Annotated in this window: 14 protein-coding genes; 13 read left to right on the forward strand and 1 reads right to left on the reverse strand. The window is 31.7% G+C overall.

Going from position 1 to position 15,693, the window contains the following annotated elements:
- The first annotated feature begins 70 nt into the window (after nt 1-70).
- The 10 genes from AC2D8I_RS03635 to AC2D8I_RS03680 all read left to right on the forward strand — a co-directional run bounded on the left by AC2D8I_RS03635 (nt 71) and on the right by AC2D8I_RS03680 (nt 9,596).
- Entirely contained in the window at nt 71-757 is a 687-nt protein-coding gene (locus AC2D8I_RS03635; RefSeq protein WP_484704630.1) for a hypothetical protein, read from the forward strand.
- A gap of 2 nt (nt 758-759) precedes the next feature.
- Nucleotides 760-1,080 (forward strand): hypothetical protein, encoded by a 321-nt coding sequence (locus AC2D8I_RS03640; RefSeq protein ID WP_484704631.1) that lies wholly within the window; start codon nt 760-762, stop codon nt 1,078-1,080.
- A 3-nt stretch (nt 1,081-1,083) separates the two neighbouring features.
- Nucleotides 1,084-1,443, forward strand: a complete 360-nt coding sequence (locus AC2D8I_RS03645) for a DUF3127 domain-containing protein (RefSeq protein ID WP_484704632.1) — start codon at nt 1,084-1,086, stop codon at nt 1,441-1,443.
- A 33-nt stretch (nt 1,444-1,476) separates the two neighbouring features.
- Nucleotides 1,477-1,857 carry a hypothetical protein gene (locus tag AC2D8I_RS03650; protein WP_484704633.1) on the forward strand — a complete coding sequence of 127 codons (381 nt, stop codon included), beginning with the start codon at nt 1,477-1,479 and terminating at the stop codon, nt 1,855-1,857.
- Between the two features lie 9 nt (nt 1,858-1,866).
- The gene (locus AC2D8I_RS03655) at nt 1,867-2,253 is read left to right on the forward strand and encodes a hypothetical protein (RefSeq protein WP_484704634.1); all 387 of its coding nucleotides are present in this window, start codon (nt 1,867-1,869) and stop codon (nt 2,251-2,253) included.
- Nucleotides 2,254-2,256: 3 nt separating this feature from the next.
- Nucleotides 2,257-2,664 (forward strand): hypothetical protein, encoded by a 408-nt coding sequence (locus tag AC2D8I_RS03660; RefSeq protein WP_484704635.1) that lies wholly within the window; start codon nt 2,257-2,259, stop codon nt 2,662-2,664.
- Nucleotides 2,665-2,967: 303 nt separating this feature from the next.
- On the forward strand, nt 2,968-4,644 hold the full coding sequence (locus AC2D8I_RS03665) for a PNGase F N-terminal domain-containing protein (RefSeq protein ID WP_484704636.1): 1,677 nt from the start codon (nt 2,968-2,970) through the stop codon (nt 4,642-4,644).
- A gap of 302 nt (nt 4,645-4,946) precedes the next feature.
- Nucleotides 4,947-5,639, forward strand: a complete 693-nt coding sequence (locus AC2D8I_RS03670) for an SH3 domain-containing protein (RefSeq protein WP_484704637.1) — start codon at nt 4,947-4,949, stop codon at nt 5,637-5,639.
- A 211-nt stretch (nt 5,640-5,850) separates the two neighbouring features.
- Nucleotides 5,851-8,841: a sensor histidine kinase gene (locus tag AC2D8I_RS03675; RefSeq protein ID WP_484704638.1), complete on the forward strand. Its 2,991-nt coding sequence runs from the start codon at nt 5,851-5,853 to the stop codon at nt 8,839-8,841.
- A 2-nt stretch (nt 8,842-8,843) separates the two neighbouring features.
- Nucleotides 8,844-9,596 (forward strand): LytR/AlgR family response regulator transcription factor, encoded by a 753-nt coding sequence (locus AC2D8I_RS03680; protein ID WP_484704639.1) that lies wholly within the window; start codon nt 8,844-8,846, stop codon nt 9,594-9,596.
- 79 nt (nt 9,597-9,675) lie between these two features.
- Here AC2D8I_RS03680 and AC2D8I_RS03685 read toward each other — a convergent pair whose 3' ends face one another.
- Complete coding sequence (locus tag AC2D8I_RS03685; RefSeq protein ID WP_484704640.1) at nt 9,676-10,629, reverse strand: NAD-dependent epimerase/dehydratase family protein; 954 nt, start codon at nt 10,627-10,629, stop codon at nt 9,676-9,678.
- Nucleotides 10,630-10,789: 160 nt separating this feature from the next.
- Here AC2D8I_RS03685 and AC2D8I_RS03690 point away from each other — a divergent pair, with 160 nt between their 5' ends.
- The 3 genes from AC2D8I_RS03690 (at nt 10,790) to AC2D8I_RS03700 (ending at nt 15,571) form a co-directional block, all read left to right on the forward strand.
- Nucleotides 10,790-11,311 carry a hypothetical protein gene (locus AC2D8I_RS03690; RefSeq protein ID WP_484704641.1) on the forward strand — a complete coding sequence of 174 codons (522 nt, stop codon included), beginning with the start codon at nt 10,790-10,792 and terminating at the stop codon, nt 11,309-11,311.
- 1 nt (nt 11,312) lies between these two features.
- Nucleotides 11,313-11,867, forward strand: a complete 555-nt coding sequence (locus tag AC2D8I_RS03695; protein ID WP_484704642.1) for a nuclear transport factor 2 family protein — start codon at nt 11,313-11,315, stop codon at nt 11,865-11,867.
- Nucleotides 11,868-12,118: 251 nt separating this feature from the next.
- The gene (locus tag AC2D8I_RS03700) at nt 12,119-15,571 is read left to right on the forward strand and encodes a T9SS type A sorting domain-containing protein (protein ID WP_484704643.1); all 3,453 of its coding nucleotides are present in this window, start codon (nt 12,119-12,121) and stop codon (nt 15,569-15,571) included.
- Nucleotides 15,572-15,693: the final 122 nt, after the last annotated feature.

A 15,693-nucleotide genomic window follows, 5' to 3' on the forward strand; every position in this document is an offset into this window, starting at 1 on the left:
TTTAGTGTGTTGTTTTGGTTATCATAAATGATAAAATAGCTATGTTTGTTAAATAGATTTTAGACTTAAAATGAATAAAGAAGACCTAGAAATTAATGATAATGAACCATTTGTAAGGTTAGTTGATAAAATTAAGCAAGAAGTAGATTCATTAGAAAAAAGTATTGGTCATAAACCAACTTTTAGCGAGTATGTAGAATCACTAATAGATGTAGGAGCTATTTCTACTAATAAACTTAAAGAAGATTTAAGAGTATTAGCTCTAGGTTGGAGTGGAGCAAAACTAGGAAAGAGTAATTGGAGAAATCTTTACAATGAATTACAGAATGAATCTCTAGAAACAGACAAAAAAGTCACTAAAGAAGACGATAAAATGGAGAAGAATAAAATTTTAAATTTCATTGAAGGCTTAGGTATAGAGCTAGATGAAACAATAGTAAAAGGAATAAGGAATATTGGTGTTTTAAAACTGGTAATTGGAATATCTGGTTTTCTACTATTAAGGTTTTTAGTGTCATACTTTGGCTCTGATGACAACGTCTTTACTTTCTATTTCTATTCAGCAATAGGTTTGGTATTGTTTCTAAGTTGGTATATGAGTGAATTAAAGGAAGGTGCGAAGATACTTTCTGTGTTGAGATTTCTAGGGGCTATTCTTGCGTTAGTAATATCATTAATTGTAATTGTAGCATTGCTATATGGAATAATCCAATATTTAATAGAAGCTTTTGAATACTTGTATCAACTATTTTCTTAATTGTGAATAAGATAAAAATTAAACTAAGTGAAATAAAGACAGAGCTTGAATCACTTGCTGATAAAGGTCTGTACACAAGAGGTAAAATAGATTGGTGGCTTTTAAAATACGAGAAGCCATACCAAAGTGTCTGCAATAATTTTAGCATACTCAAAGCAGAGTTTCCATACACAGACATAGATGGTCATAAAATGCTAAAGCGTGAATTTGCTTTTAAGAAACTATATGAATCACTTAATGAAGTTTCAGATTGTTACAGGGGTCAAAACTTAGATAAAGAGCTTGTGAATATAAACGAAATTATTACAGATTTTAAATACTAGTCAATGGAAATAACAGGAAAAATTAGAGTCTTATACGAGACTCAAAATATAGGTAATAACGGCTTTAGAAAAAGAGAGGTTGTTGTTACTACAGAAGAACAATATCCACAACATATTTTAATAGAATTTATACAAGAAAAGTGTGACTTACTAAATGAATATGAAATAGGTCAAGAAGTAAAGATTAACCTTAACCTAAGAGGCAGAGAGTGGATAAACCCAGAGGGTGTTTCTAAATACTTTAATGCAATTCAAGGTTGGAGAATTGAACTATTAAATAATGTTCAAATAGCAGAAATTGTTTTGCCAGAATTAGAGCAAGCCAGTTTCATAGATGACCAAGACAATGACCTACCATTTTAAAATACAAATTACTTAACCAATAAATATAGAAAAATGAAGAAAATCTTTTTAGCAATAATAATGACACTAGTTTTAGTAGCGTGTTCTAGTGATGATAATGAAAGCCCAGATATGGCAAATTCAAATTTAAGTTACAAATTAATTTACACAACAGGTTTGCTACCAGAATCTTTTCTAGTGCGTTCAGGAAATACTATTACCTATGAAGATTCTTTTGAATTTAAAGAAGTAGGGTACGATGTAGATACAAGAACTGTAACAGTAGAGACAGGGTTAAACCCAATTAAAATAGAATCAAATTTCTATATAGAAGGAGGTTCAGAAGTAAATATTAAGTTAATCGATTCACAGGGTAATATAGTAGATGAAGAGAATATTGCAGAAGTAAATTACACATATATCCACAATTTTTAAAAACCAAATATGATGAAGAATATTTATTTAGTATTAATAGCCATTTTATCTTTTACAGCATGTTCAAGTGATGATAGCGAAGAAGAACAACAAATTAGTCAATCTCATATTGTGGATTTTACTACAGGAACATTACAAGATTGGGTATCTGTTTCTTTAACTACCACATTAACTTTTGAAGACGGTTCTCAATCAACTATCAATTCAGATTTTGATTATACTGATAATATGGTAAGCGTTGATATTCCTGAAAATACAGCAAGCTTTGAACTGGATTTTTATATAGAAGATTCATCACAAGCTGAAATGCGATTTTATGGCTCTGTAGATGATGTTAATGTGCATCAAGAAACCTTGAGTCAACAGAGTTATCAATATCAATACACTTTTAATTAAGGCATGTACAATTCCTTATTAAAAGAATTACACTTTAAAATAGGAGAACAGTATGAGTTAAACGAGTTTAATCTTAAGTCTTTAGAGTCAACTTTTAGTAATGGTTTAGAGTATGAAAATTATGAGTATCTAAAAGACGATGTTAACACTTTATTTAGGTTGAGGTTATTGAGCAATGTAATACTTCAATATAATGGGGATATCCTTTCAAGAATAATTTACAAATTAGCTCTAAATGATTTAGAAAACTTGATAGCCAGATTAAATAGTTATTTGCCTTTAGATAAAAAGCTAGATACAGAAAAAATCACTTTAGGTAAAACATTTACTATTTTCAGATTTCAAGAATTTAGTGTATCGCTAGATATAGATAAGGATATAGAGTTAAGAGTAATTAGATTTCTGGGTTAAACATAGGTTAAACATTTTAGCTAAAAAGAGCAAGTAACTGAAAACAAGTGAAAACACAAAAACTCTTAATCGTCTTAAAATCAACAATATGAAAGTAAATGCAAGAAAAGGAAAGATAATAGTTACAGACTCATAATCAGGTGGTCCTTGGTTCGAGCCCAAGTGGGACCACTAGGAAAAACTAAAGCCTTTCGAATTTTCGAAAGGCTTTTTTGTTTTTATTAAGAATAACTTATTAATGGAAGAAAAGTATAAAATCGTATTTTTAGAACATTATTTTTTAGAACTAATGTTTATAAGTATATGAAAACAGTATTAAAAATCATTTTGATATTTTTTCCTTTAGTATTTTTAGCTCAAAATGGCTCAGAGGTTTATAAAGTCAATTATGATCAATACAATAATGGGGAAAAACTTGATAAAACATTAACCATATTTTATCAAGATCAGATTGTCTTTTTGTCTGCACCTGAAAATAAAATTCAACATTTTTCAGATTTTAAATCACGTCAAAATATTAGTACTATTACATACGACTCTAAAGTTTTTAAGAGTATAACGCCGTTTAGTGAGTTACCTAAAGCAAACCTAAGCGATAAGAAAGCTGTTCTAATTAATTATAGTTGTAAGTATGCTTCTTTTTCATATTTCTCGAATACAATAGAAGTCTGGTATACCGAAGATTCTGAAGTAAAAGGGAGCCCTTACAGTAGGTATTTACCTAATAACAATGCACTTGTTTTGAAGGTGAAAATTAATGGAAATCGAGAAATTATAGCAACAGGTATTACTAAAGAACGAAACGATATGCCTTCAATTGCTTTTATGGACAAGGCAACAACAGTTAGTAAAGCTGAATTTGAAGAACTGAAAATAAAATCTAGATACAAGCGATTACAAGTGTTTGATAATGATATTATAAATTTTGACCCAAGTATTAAAGCGCCAAGTAATACAGCGCTTAAAGCTAATAAAACATATCATTTTTCGAAAGGGTCAGTAATTATGAAAAAAGTAGTATTAACCCCAGAATTAAGAAATAGTAAGTATGTATTTGCTAAATTGAGTTGTAAATCGAATGGTGATGCTTACGATAGAACAGGTTCCGTTTTTATTGTTCCTGCTAATAATAATAAACAGTCTGTGCTCGATGCTTATCTTTATGGTTTAGAAAAACTACCCATATATACCGATAATAAAGGCAATGAATTTCAAGGGATAAGAGCAGAAGGCAATTATTTGCCTCCAACAGAAATGCTTCGTTTTTATACATCGTTTGGGGCGAGTCATTTTAACGAAAAACGAGAAATTAATACTTACAATTGGAGTGATAATGTAACGTATAAGCAAGAAGTGTCTTCTTTAATACCTTCTAATGTCGATGAGGTGTGGGTTGGTGTTTTTGTAGGTAATTATGATTCCGGAGGGCATATAGTAAGTTTAGAATTGGATTTTTATCCTGCGTTTAATGATGAAGAGGTTAGAAAAAACACGAAATACATAGCGCCCTTATTTTCTACGGTAAACACAATGGAAATGTCTGGGCAAAATTACGGTAACCTTTTTAATAACGATACTTTAAAAGTTGATTTTGAAGTGCCAGAAAAAATAGAGAATCTTCAATTATTGTATACAACGACAGGACATGGAGGTTGGGCAGGAGGCGATGAGTTTAATCCTAAATTAAATCAAATATTTATCGATGGTCAAGTGGTTTTCACGATAGTCCCCTGGCGAACTGATTGTGCGACCTATAGAGAAAATAACCCAGCCTCAGGAAATTTTAGAAACGGATTGTCTTCTAGTGATTTGAGTAGGTCCAATTGGTGTCCAGCAACATTAACTCCTCCGTATGTTATTCCGTTACCTATGCTAAAAAAAGGAAAACATACTATAAGGGTTGTTATAGACCAAGGTGTTGGTGCTAATCATTGGAATGTTACAGGAATCCTTGTTGGAGAAGTGGCTTTAAAAAAATAATTAGCATAATTAATTTTGAGGAGTGAATTTATTATATAAGCAGTTTTTTGGCGCTTTTTATAAATGCTTTTAAGCTAATAATGAGAGTGGTGTCTGTGAGTTTAGGTCTTGTTTTATAATAATTTAGTTTAGGAATGAACTTTCTTAATGTAAAAAATATATAGGCGATCTGAGGCTATATGTTTTTTAAGCAAAACGAATTCTAGTTTAGAATCTACGAATACTAGAAGGACTATAATTAGGTAAGAGCATCCTATTACTTTTGGAGTGTAAATAATTATAAATCTTAAAAACAAAATATTATGAACACTCTAAAAAACAGTATTGTAGCTTTAGCCTTATTAGTAACCGCAACCGTATTTGCGCAAACACCAGAAGTAGAATTTGATATTTATGCAGAGTCCTCAAGGAACTCTTCGAAGTATTTATTGGTAAATAATGTTGCGATGCGAGATTGCCCATCAAGGTATTGTGAAAAACTAACGACTATTAGAATCGGAACCAATGTTCGATTATTAGAAAAAAGCGATGAATCGCAAGAAATAAATGGAATAACCAGCAGATGGTATAAGGTGAAAATGGGGCCAGAAACAGGATGGATATGGGGCGGCTTGATTTCTCAAAAAACAATGGTAAGTCAAGCAAATGCTGAGGTTAGATTTGTATTTGGTGAAGCTGGAATTACAGAGGATGATGAAAAACAATATCAAATTAGAGCCGTTAAAAATGGAGTAGAATTAGATAGAATATTAATGTCGTTTGAAGCATTAGATTATACGAGCATAGAAAATATAGGAAACGATGGATTGCAAAATGTAGACGATATTATTGTAATAAATACGACTGTTGAGGAAGGTTGTAGTATGGAAAATGAAGCACTCTATATAATCTGGAAAAATAATAAATTACAGAAAAAAGACAATGTAATCGCTTCTGTTAATTTGTTGTCTAGCGAAGATTATTGTGCCTTATTTTATTCAGAAATAAAAGAATAAACGATTGTTAATGTATTAACACTGTGTTTTTAGAGATGCAGTGTTTCTTATATTTTGAAATAAATAAACGAAACAAGTGGAAGCTAATAACTTCAATACGGGTTTGATTATATTTGTTTTATAGCAAAGTATTTTAATATATTCTGTGTCATAAATTTTTAAAAACATAAATTCATTGAATCGTTTTCTGTTATATATAATATTTTCTTGTTTGACTTTTAATACATTAGACGCTCAAAACAAGCAACTTAGAGCTTATGCTTTAGAAGATGGTTTGCCACAATCTCAAGTATATGATATTGTTCAAGATAATAAAGGGTATTTATGGTTAGGAACGCAAGGTGGCGGATTATGTAATTTTGACGGAGACGTTTTTCAAATATGGAAAGAAAAAGATGGGTTATTATCTAATTACATACAGGCTCTTTATGCTTTAAATGATACATTATACGTTGGCAGCAAACGCGGACTTTCAATAAAGGTGAAAGATAAATTTACTAATATTAAATCGCCTCAAATAAATCAATTCTTTTTTCATAATAAACAAAAAATTATAGCAACAAAAAACGGATTATATCTACTTTTAGAAAACAAATCCTTAAAAAAAATTTCAATCAATTTAGAAATTGATTCTAGTAGTATTAATGGCATTATTTATAAAAAGGGTTTTTTTTGGTTGGCTACAGGTCAAGGGTTTTGGAAATTAAGCGCATTAAGTAGTAATGCTAAAACCATTGATAAGCTAGAGACTAATAACTTTAAAGCTGTTATTGCTTATCAAGAAACAATATATGCAGCAACCTATGATGATGGCACATTTGCTTTTGATCTTCTAGATATTGAAAATCCTATTCTAATAAAAGAACCATTACGAATAAATGCGATGTCTATTCAAAATAATAATGAACTGTGGGTTGCAACCGATAACGATGGGATTTCAATAATAGATCCTGAAACAAATGCAGAAAAAGCACTAATTAATACTAGTAATGGGCTATCGGTACCGCATATAAGAAAAGTGATAACCGACAGACAGTCGAATATTTGGATTGCTACATCAGGTTGGGGGATTTATAAATATTTTCAGAATAATTTCCAGCATTTTAATGTGAAATCAGGATTAAAAGGGAATCGAGTTTATGCAGTGCACAATACTAATAATGGTCTGTGGGTCTCAAATTCTGAAACAGGATTAGTTAAAATAGATGATTCGGGTATTCATCATATTCCCGAATACAAAACTTTCTCAGGGGTGAAAATAAAGACCATTACTAGTGATGTTAAAGGTAATATTTGGGTAGGATCTGAAGGACGTGGTATTTTATTTAGAGAAACTAAAACCGTTGATAGTATTATTATTGATTCCAGTGATATACTAGATATAAAACAAGAAAAAATAATTAAAAAGGTAACTAAAAACCACCTTTTAAATTCAGAAACAGGCTTTCCATTTAACTGGATTAGAAAAATACATACAGATAAAAATGCTATTTGGGCAGCAACGTATTCTAGTGGAATTGTAAAATTTAATTACCATTCTAATACCGATAGTTTGACTATTCGAAAGGTTTATGGAAAAAAAGACGGCATAAGTGATCTTTTTATAAAGGACCTGGTTAAAGATAATCAGAATAGATTATGGTATAGTACCCAAAATGGGCATTTAGGCTATATTAAAAATGGGAAAGTAAAAGATTTTGGTGCAGTATTAAACATGAAAATAGCAATAGGGACGTTGTTGTTTCGGAATAATATACTATTTGTAGGTACAGCAGGTAGGGGGATTTGGTGGGCTAATCTTGATGACTTGGGGGATTTTAAGAAACTTAATGGATCTAAAAAAGTGTATTCAGAAAATATATATCAACTAATTTTTGATGATCAAGGGTATTTGTGGGCAGGAACAGAGTCGGGTGTCGATAAAATTATATTAAATCAAGAGAATAATATTAATGATGTTTTTCATTTTGGTAGAAATGATGGCTTTTTAAGCATTGAAACGTGTCAAAATGCAGTAGATAAAGACCGTCATGGTAATGTTTGGTTTGGAGGAATTTATGGGTTAACCGAATACAAGCCAAATGAAAATAAGGAAGTAAGCTCTAAACCAGAAATTTTTTTTAAAGATGTGAAGATTGCGTATAAGAGTGTAGATTCTTTACACTTAAAAGCGTGGACAAATACAAGTAATACACTACAACTTAAACCAAAACAAAGGCAAATTAGCTTTACTTATAAAACGGTAGATTTAGACCACCCAACAGAGGTTCAATACCGCTCTAAGTTAAATGCGTCTCAATGGAGTCCATGGACTACCGATAATACTCAGAATTTTTCAGGGTTAGCCTATGGCAGCCATAAGTTTTCTGTACAGTCAAGAAATAACAGATGGGACATCAGTGACCCCATTCAATTTATGTTCTATATAGACCGTCCAATTTATAAAAAAACAGAGTTTCAATGGGGGCTAATCGTTTTAGTGATAGTAATTTTAGGTTTTAGTGTTATTAAATATATAAAGCGTTTAAAGTTAGAAAGTAAGACTGCGCAAGAACATTTAAAATTACAAAACCATTTATTAACTCTAGAGCAGAAAGCTTTACGTTTGCAAATGAATCCACATTTTATTTTTAATGTTCTTAATGGCATTAAGGCTATGGCGATTACAAAGCCAGATAAGATGAATACGATTATTAATAACTTTGCGGTTTTATTGCGTGAAACACTAATTAATTCAAGGAAAGAAACCATTACTTTAAGTCAAGAAATAAAAACATTGAATCATTATATTGAGGTTGAAAAACTCATGGCCGAAAAATTATTTTACTACACTGTTAATATTAACAGTAATTTAGATCCTGAAGAAATTTTAGTGCCACCAATGCTTATACAACCTTTTGTAGAGAATGCGATTAGACATGGTATTTTAAAAGGGAAAAGAGAAGGGAAATTGAGTATTACATTTGAAACGACCGAAGCGTATTTGTACTGTAAAATAGAAGATAATGGTATTGGTATTTTTGCATCGCAAGCGTTAAAAGCTAAAACAGATCATCAATCTATGGCGCTTATTGTTACTCAAGATCGCTTAGAATCTATTTCTGGAAAAGGAACGTTACAGATTACGGAAATTAAAAATAAAGATGGTACCATTGGCGGCACAAAGATTACTTTTAAAATCCCTTTAGAAACTGATTATTAAAAATGATGTTAACAGCAATTATTGTAGAAGATTTATTAGACGCCTTACAACTCTTAAAAAAAGATTTAAAAACAAGGCACCCTGAGATAAAAATTATAGATACAGCGAGAAGTGTCGTAGAAGCGGCTAAAGCTTTAAGAAAAACACAGCCAGATGTTCTGTTTTTAGATATTATGCTTGGAGACGGGACTGGTTTTGATGTTTTAGAGATTTTCCCAGATTTACAATCTAAAATAATTTTTGTTACTGCAAGCGATGAGTATGCTATAAAGGCATTTAAGTTTGCGGCCATAGATTATGTGTTGAAACCGTATTCTTACGAAGAGCTAGATCAGGCTATTGCACGTGCTAAAGCGCAAATTCAACCGAATAAAGAGCGTTTAAATATTTTAAAAGAAACGTTAGCTGCGCCAGAGAAAAAGCCTAATAAAATATCACTGCATACGCTAGATAAAATTATTATCGTTGCTCTTGATGATATTGTGCGTTGTGAATCAGATAGTAATAATACAATTTTTTATCTTCAGGATGGTCGTAAGGTGTTTGTAACTAAAACATTAAAGTATTTTTCAGACATGTTGAAACCTTATGAGTTTTTACGTATTCACCAAAGTCATTTGGTTAATTTGCAATGTATAAACGCTTTTATTAAAACTGATGGCGGTTATTTAATGCTAAAAAATGGAGAAAATGTTCCTGTGTCTGTACGAAAGAAGGCAGAGGTAATAGAGATACTGGATAGAATGCATCGCTAGGATGGCTTTGTAGAAAGTCTAAAATAGTGAACGCTCTCTTCAGTTATATAACTGAAGAGAGCGTTTATTGTAATTAATGTTATTTATTATATTGTTTTTTTAACTGTAAAAGCATTTCTTTAGTGATAGCATCTAGATCAAAATCATGTTTCCAGTTCCAATCTTTTCTAGCTGTACTATCATCAATACTTTGTGGCCAAGAATCTGCAATTTCTTGCCTAAAATCTGGGGCATACGAGATTTTAAAATCGGGAATGTATTTTTGTATGGAGGCAGCAATTTCTTTAGGTGTAAAAGTTATTCCTGCTAAATTGTAAGAAGATCTTATTTTTATGTCATCATCACTAGCAGTCATAATGTCTACCGTAGCTTTAATAGCATCATCCATAAATAACATTGGAAGGGCAGTATTTTCAGATAAAAAACAGGTATAAGATTTGTTTTTTACCGCTTCATGGTAAATTTCTACAGCATAATCAGTTGTACCACCGCCTGGAGGTGTTTTCCAACTAATAATTCCTGGATATCGAATACTTCTAACATCTACCCCATACTTTTGATTGTAATATTCACACCAACGCTCGCCTACCTGTTTTGTAATACCGTAAACCGTTGTAGGCTCCATAGTGGTGTACTGGGGCGTTTCTTTTTTAGGAGTTGAAGGCCCAAAAACCGCTATACTAGAAGGCCAGTACACTTTTTTAATTAAATTAGATTTTGCTAAATTTAAAATATGAAATAATGAGTCGGTATTTAAGTCCCAAGCCTTCATAGGGTATTTTTCGCCCGTAGCACTAAGCATTGCAGCCATAAGGTATATTGTGTCTATATTATACTTATCAACACACATTTTTATTGAAGCATAGTCCATAGCATCAATAATTTCAAAGAGACCAGAATTAACTACTTCTAAATTAGTATAACTAATGTCGCTTGCAATGACATTGTCATCACCATAAATCTCTCTAAGTTTAAAGGTTAGTTCAGATCCAATTTGACCACAGGCTCCAATAATTAATATTTTTGTAGACATATTTTAAATATAAATTTATATAATGGTGTAAAAATAAAAAGATTTTAATCATAAGTTGAAAATTTCAACTTAAAAAATGCATTCATAAAATTTATGTAATTTAGCTTAGGAGAAGTGCTCAATACAATATATTTGTAATTCACAATAGTTAAATAAAAGTATGAAGTTTTTAAGTATCTTGCTAGTATTAGCTTGTTTAGTATCATGTAAAAAATCTGTTGAAGTTATTAAACAAGATAAAGAGAATCAGGTAGTAAAAGATACAGTGGCGTTATCTAAAAACGACATTTCAAAAATTAAATATTTAAGTTATGGAGTCGATAAGAAAGCAAAGAATACATTAGATTCTTGGCTTGCTTATAATACTATAGCATTAGCTATAGAAGATTTAAAAAAAGCAAATTTTAGTTTTTTTACTAAGGATAAAACTGTTTTTGATTCTGTTATGGAGGACTTAGATACAACCATTCCCAAAAACATTAATATTGCCTCTATTAGAGCGCGGTTATTGGTTTTAAAAACAAAGCTTTATAAATTAGAAGAAGCCACACGTTTACATACAACTTCAAAAAAAGAACAGTTATCAATAATTAAAGAAGTTTTCGAAGCATTCTCATATGTAACATTGTTAATTAATAAAAAGTTTGAAAAAGAAGCACAGAACATTATAAAACCAGAATAAAATGAAGCAACTATATATTATAGTATTTACGATTTGTCTTTCTTTCTATTCTTGTAATACTGCGTCTACGGTTAATGTTAAACCTGCTTTAAAAAAAACATCAGTAACGTTAACTAAAGATATTGATTTAGCATTAGATTCATGGCATAAAGCAGCTAGTAACGCCGATTTTGAATCCTATTTTGATTTAATGACAGACGATGGTGTTTTTATTGGAACCGATGCTACTGAAAATTGGCAGAACGATGCCTTTAAAGCATTTTCTAAACCTTATTTTGATAATGGGAAAGCATGGCATTTTACCGCATTAGAGCGTAATGTTTACTTATATGAAGATGGGAAACTCGCTTGGTTTGATGAATTATTAGACACACAAATGAAATTGTGCAGAGGCTCTGGAATTATGAAATTGCAAGATGGTAAATGGAAAGTTGCACATTATGTATTATCCATAGCTATTCCTAACGATAATGTTAATGAAGTCGTTCAGATCAAATCTAAATTTGATAGTACTCTCATTAAGAAAATGAGCGCTAAAAGACTGCCTCAAAAATAAGAAATCCTAAGTTTTTATTTAATTTATAACGAGCGAGTTTCACTAAATAAAACGAGTTCTTTAAAAAATAAATATCTGATTTTTAAAGAATAACTATGATTTATTAATACGCCTTATTTGTAGGTGTTTATTATAAGATAATTAGGGTATTTCTTTTTTAGCTTGTTTATATAGATAAAACATATAATACCTTTTTACTAAGGAACTAGACTATTGTATGTTATTAATTAATTCTAATTATAAAAATTAATATGAGAAAACTTACTTTTTTAATTTGTAGTCTTTTAGCATTTACTTATGCTCAAGGACAATTTAATCAAGATGCACCATGGATGTTGGGTTTGAATATTCAAGCACGAAAAGCATCTAATAACCCTGTTACTTTTCAAGAAACAGTAGATGCCTTTAACGCTTACTGGGAAACAAGAGATCCTAGTGTAAAAGGAAGTGGTTATAAACCCTTTAAGCGCTGGGAAAATCACTGGAAAAACTACGTGAAAGACGATGGGACATTACCAACCCAACAGGAACTCTGGGAAACGTATTTAAATCAACGAAATATTGTTTCACAAAGAGCGCTTATAGCAGACGTAAGTGATTGGCAACCAGTAGGGCCATTTACACATACCAATACAGGCTCTTGGTCTTCTGGTCAAGGACGTGTAAATGTTGTAGTAAAAGATGCTGCAAATGCAAATACTTATTATGCAGGAGCGCCAGCAGGAGGTTTTTGGAAAACTACGGATAATGGTGCTACTTGGGCGACTTATACAGATGACTTGCCACAAATAGGTGTTTCGGGTATTGCAGTAGACTATGATAATCCGGGTACAATATACATTGCAACTGGAGATGATGATGCTGGAGATTCTTCAAGTATTGGCGTAATGAAATCTGTAGATGGCGGATTAACATGGAATACTACAGGTTTAAATGCTGGGAATTCTCCAAATAGAATGAATGATATTTATATAAATCCTAACGATTCAAATATGCTTTGGGTTGCAACAAACGGAGGAGTGTATAAATCAACAAATGCAGGTGTGACTTGGAGTTTGAAATTATCAGGAAACATCAAGGATATTAAAATAAAACCAGGAAATACGAATATAATATATGCGGCTAAGACATCGTTTTCAGGAACAGAATTTTTAAGATCTACAGATGAAGGAGAATCCTTTACGGTTGTAACTTCTGGCCTTCCAGCATCCAATGCAATGACTAGAGTTGCTATAGATGTAACTCCTGCAAATTCAAATGTAGTCTACCTATTGGCAGCAACATCAGGGAGTGAGTTTCTTGGAGTCTATAAATCGGTAGATTCTGGAGCAAGTTTTACCACAGTAGCAACACCCGTTAGTGTTGGTAATATTTTTGAGTCTACACAAGCATGGTATGATATGGCATTTGCGGTTTCAGATACTAATGAAAATGAAATTTATACAGGAGTTTTAAATGTTTGGAAAGGGATTGTTGGTGCTAATGGACAAGCAACATTTACAAAAATAAATAACTGGAGCTCACCGGCTAGTTCTACTTATACACATGCAGATATTCATTTTTTACGTTTTTTCGAAGGAGAACTTCTCGTTGGATCCGATGGTGGTTTTTATAAATCTAGTAATGCTGGAGTTAGTTTTTCTGATATAACAGCAGGCATGCAGATTAGTCAATTTTATCGTATCGCTGTTTCTAAGCAGTCTTCAGATAAAATGGTTGGCGGATTACAAGATAATGGAGGTCATGCTTATAATAATAACCAATGGCAAAATTATTATGGTGCAGATGGAATGGATACAGCTATCGATCCTGCGAATTCTAATTTATTTTATGGCTTTATTCAACGAGGCGGATCGTTATACGCTTCTTCTTCTGCTGGGGCTGGAATTACAAGAACAGTTTCTAGTCCTGATGGAGAAAATGGGAATTGGATTACGCCATTATTTATGAATAGCGATAGTGAATTATATTCTGGGTTTAGCAAATTATATAAGCTTGAAGCTAGTGGTTGGGTTGCTGTGTCTTCTTCTTTTGGAGAAAATGTTGATGTATTGGAGATAGATGATCTAAACCCGAATAATGTATTCGTGAGTACAGGTAGAACCTTAAGAAAAAGTACTAATAGAGGGGTTAGTTTTGTGAGTTTACCAGTATCTGCTTTTGTCCCTAGCATCCCTTCAAGCAAAGGCATTACTTCAATAGAAGTTAATACAGAAAATAGCGATATTATATATGTTACTACCTCTGGTACAACAGGCTTAGTCTATAAATCTATAAATGGAGGTCAGAATTTTACTAGTATTTCCAATGGATTACCAGGCGTCACTAAAAATAGTATTAAACATCAAGCTTTGCATTCTAAAAACCCGTTATTTTTAGGGACTAGTTTAGGGGTTTATAGATATGATGATGATAGTTTAGCATGGGAATTGTTTAATATTAATTTGCCTAATGTTACTGTAACCGATCTTGAAATTAATACGACAGATAATAAGATTACTGCAGCAACTTATGGTCGTGGAATATGGCAATCGCCATTACCAACAGAATTGGCGGCTACCGACGTTAGGTTGGTTAATGTTACAGGAATTGGAACAGCAATAGATTGTAATACTAATATTACACCAGAAATTATTATTGAAAATAATGGCGTAAGTACAATAACGGCCGTGGATGTAATATATACAGTTGATGGTGTAAATACAAACTATAATTGGTCAGGGAGCTTAACTTCAAATCAAACAACAACGATTGTATTACCTCAAATTTCACTAGCAAAAGGGCTGCATACATTTTCGGCAATGACTACGACTACAAACGATGCGTATGCAACGAATAATACTTCAGAAGAAAAAGTAATTTATGCTAATGCGCAAGATGCGGTACAGGTAGAGAATACTTTTCAAAACGATACAGATGAATTGTTGGTTATAGATCAAGACGGGACTACTCAATACTGGGAAAGAGGCTTGCCATCGGGAACTATTTTAAACGATACGGCAAACCCTTTAAATCAAGTTTATGGAACCAATTTAAACGGGAATTACGCAGATAATACTAAGAGTTATTTGCTTACAGGGTGCTATGACTTAACAACGATGACGGGGCCGAAAATAAAATTTGATATGGCATTCCAACTAGAGGAAAACTGGGATGTTGTATATCTAGAATATTCTACAAATCAAGGTGTAGATTGGACTGTATTAGGAACGGCATCAGATCTTAATTGGTATAATAGTGATAGATTGCCAGGGGCAGACTGTAATAATTGTCCTGGAGCGCAATGGACAGGTCAAAATGCTAGTTTAACAGAATATAGCTACGATTTAACCGCATTTACAGGAGAAGCAAGTATAATGTTTCGATTTGTATTCCATTCCGACCAAGCTGTAAATCAAGAAGGTGTAATTGTAGATAATTTGATAATAGAAGAAGGCATATTGAGTATTAGTGAGTTCGAAACTGCTAATTTTATCGTTTTTCCTAATCCTTCAAAAGGCATTTTTAATATCAAGACTAAAGCAAATACTAGTTTCAATATTAATGTATATGATGTTACAGGGAAACGTGTTTTAGAGCAAAATAATATAGAGGCTAATAAAAAGGGATACCAATTAAATATTGGAGGGTACGATTCAGGAATTTACTTTTTAAATATTTCAACAGAAAAAGGAAAAGTAACCAAAAAAATAATCCTTAATTAAATTCTATAAAATTCAACATTACAAAAAACACATTCATTAATTTGAATGTGTTTTTTTGTTAAAAGTATGTAGAGAAGTGTTAATTTATTTTATGCTTAAAAATATCTAACTAAATTACGTAA

It is taken from the genome of Lacinutrix sp. YIN62 (assembly GCF_057219185.1).

Excerpts from the sequence above, each read along its gene's own strand:
- AC2D8I_RS03680 (WP_484704639.1), top strand. The coding sequence starts at position 8,844 with ATGATGTTAACAGCAATTATTGTAGAAGATTTATTAGACGCCTTACAA.
- AC2D8I_RS03665 (WP_484704636.1), top strand. The coding sequence starts at position 2,968 with ATGAAAACAGTATTAAAAATCATTTTGATATTTTTTCCTTTAGTATTT.
- AC2D8I_RS03670 (WP_484704637.1), top strand. The coding sequence starts at position 4,947 with ATGAACACTCTAAAAAACAGTATTGTAGCTTTAGCCTTATTAGTAACC.
- AC2D8I_RS03645 (WP_484704632.1), top strand. The coding sequence starts at position 1,084 with ATGGAAATAACAGGAAAAATTAGAGTCTTATACGAGACTCAAAATATA.
- AC2D8I_RS03700 (WP_484704643.1), top strand. The coding sequence starts at position 12,119 with ATGAGAAAACTTACTTTTTTAATTTGTAGTCTTTTAGCATTTACTTAT.
- AC2D8I_RS03685 (WP_484704640.1), bottom strand. The coding sequence starts at position 10,629 with ATGTCTACAAAAATATTAATTATTGGAGCCTGTGGTCAAATTGGATCT.
- AC2D8I_RS03650 (WP_484704633.1), top strand. The coding sequence starts at position 1,477 with ATGAAGAAAATCTTTTTAGCAATAATAATGACACTAGTTTTAGTAGCG.
- AC2D8I_RS03635 (WP_484704630.1), top strand. The coding sequence starts at position 71 with ATGAATAAAGAAGACCTAGAAATTAATGATAATGAACCATTTGTAAGG.
- AC2D8I_RS03660 (WP_484704635.1), top strand. The coding sequence starts at position 2,257 with ATGTACAATTCCTTATTAAAAGAATTACACTTTAAAATAGGAGAACAG.
- AC2D8I_RS03655 (WP_484704634.1), top strand. The coding sequence starts at position 1,867 with ATGATGAAGAATATTTATTTAGTATTAATAGCCATTTTATCTTTTACA.
- AC2D8I_RS03690 (WP_484704641.1), top strand. The coding sequence starts at position 10,790 with ATGAAGTTTTTAAGTATCTTGCTAGTATTAGCTTGTTTAGTATCATGT.
- AC2D8I_RS03695 (WP_484704642.1), top strand. The coding sequence starts at position 11,313 with ATGAAGCAACTATATATTATAGTATTTACGATTTGTCTTTCTTTCTAT.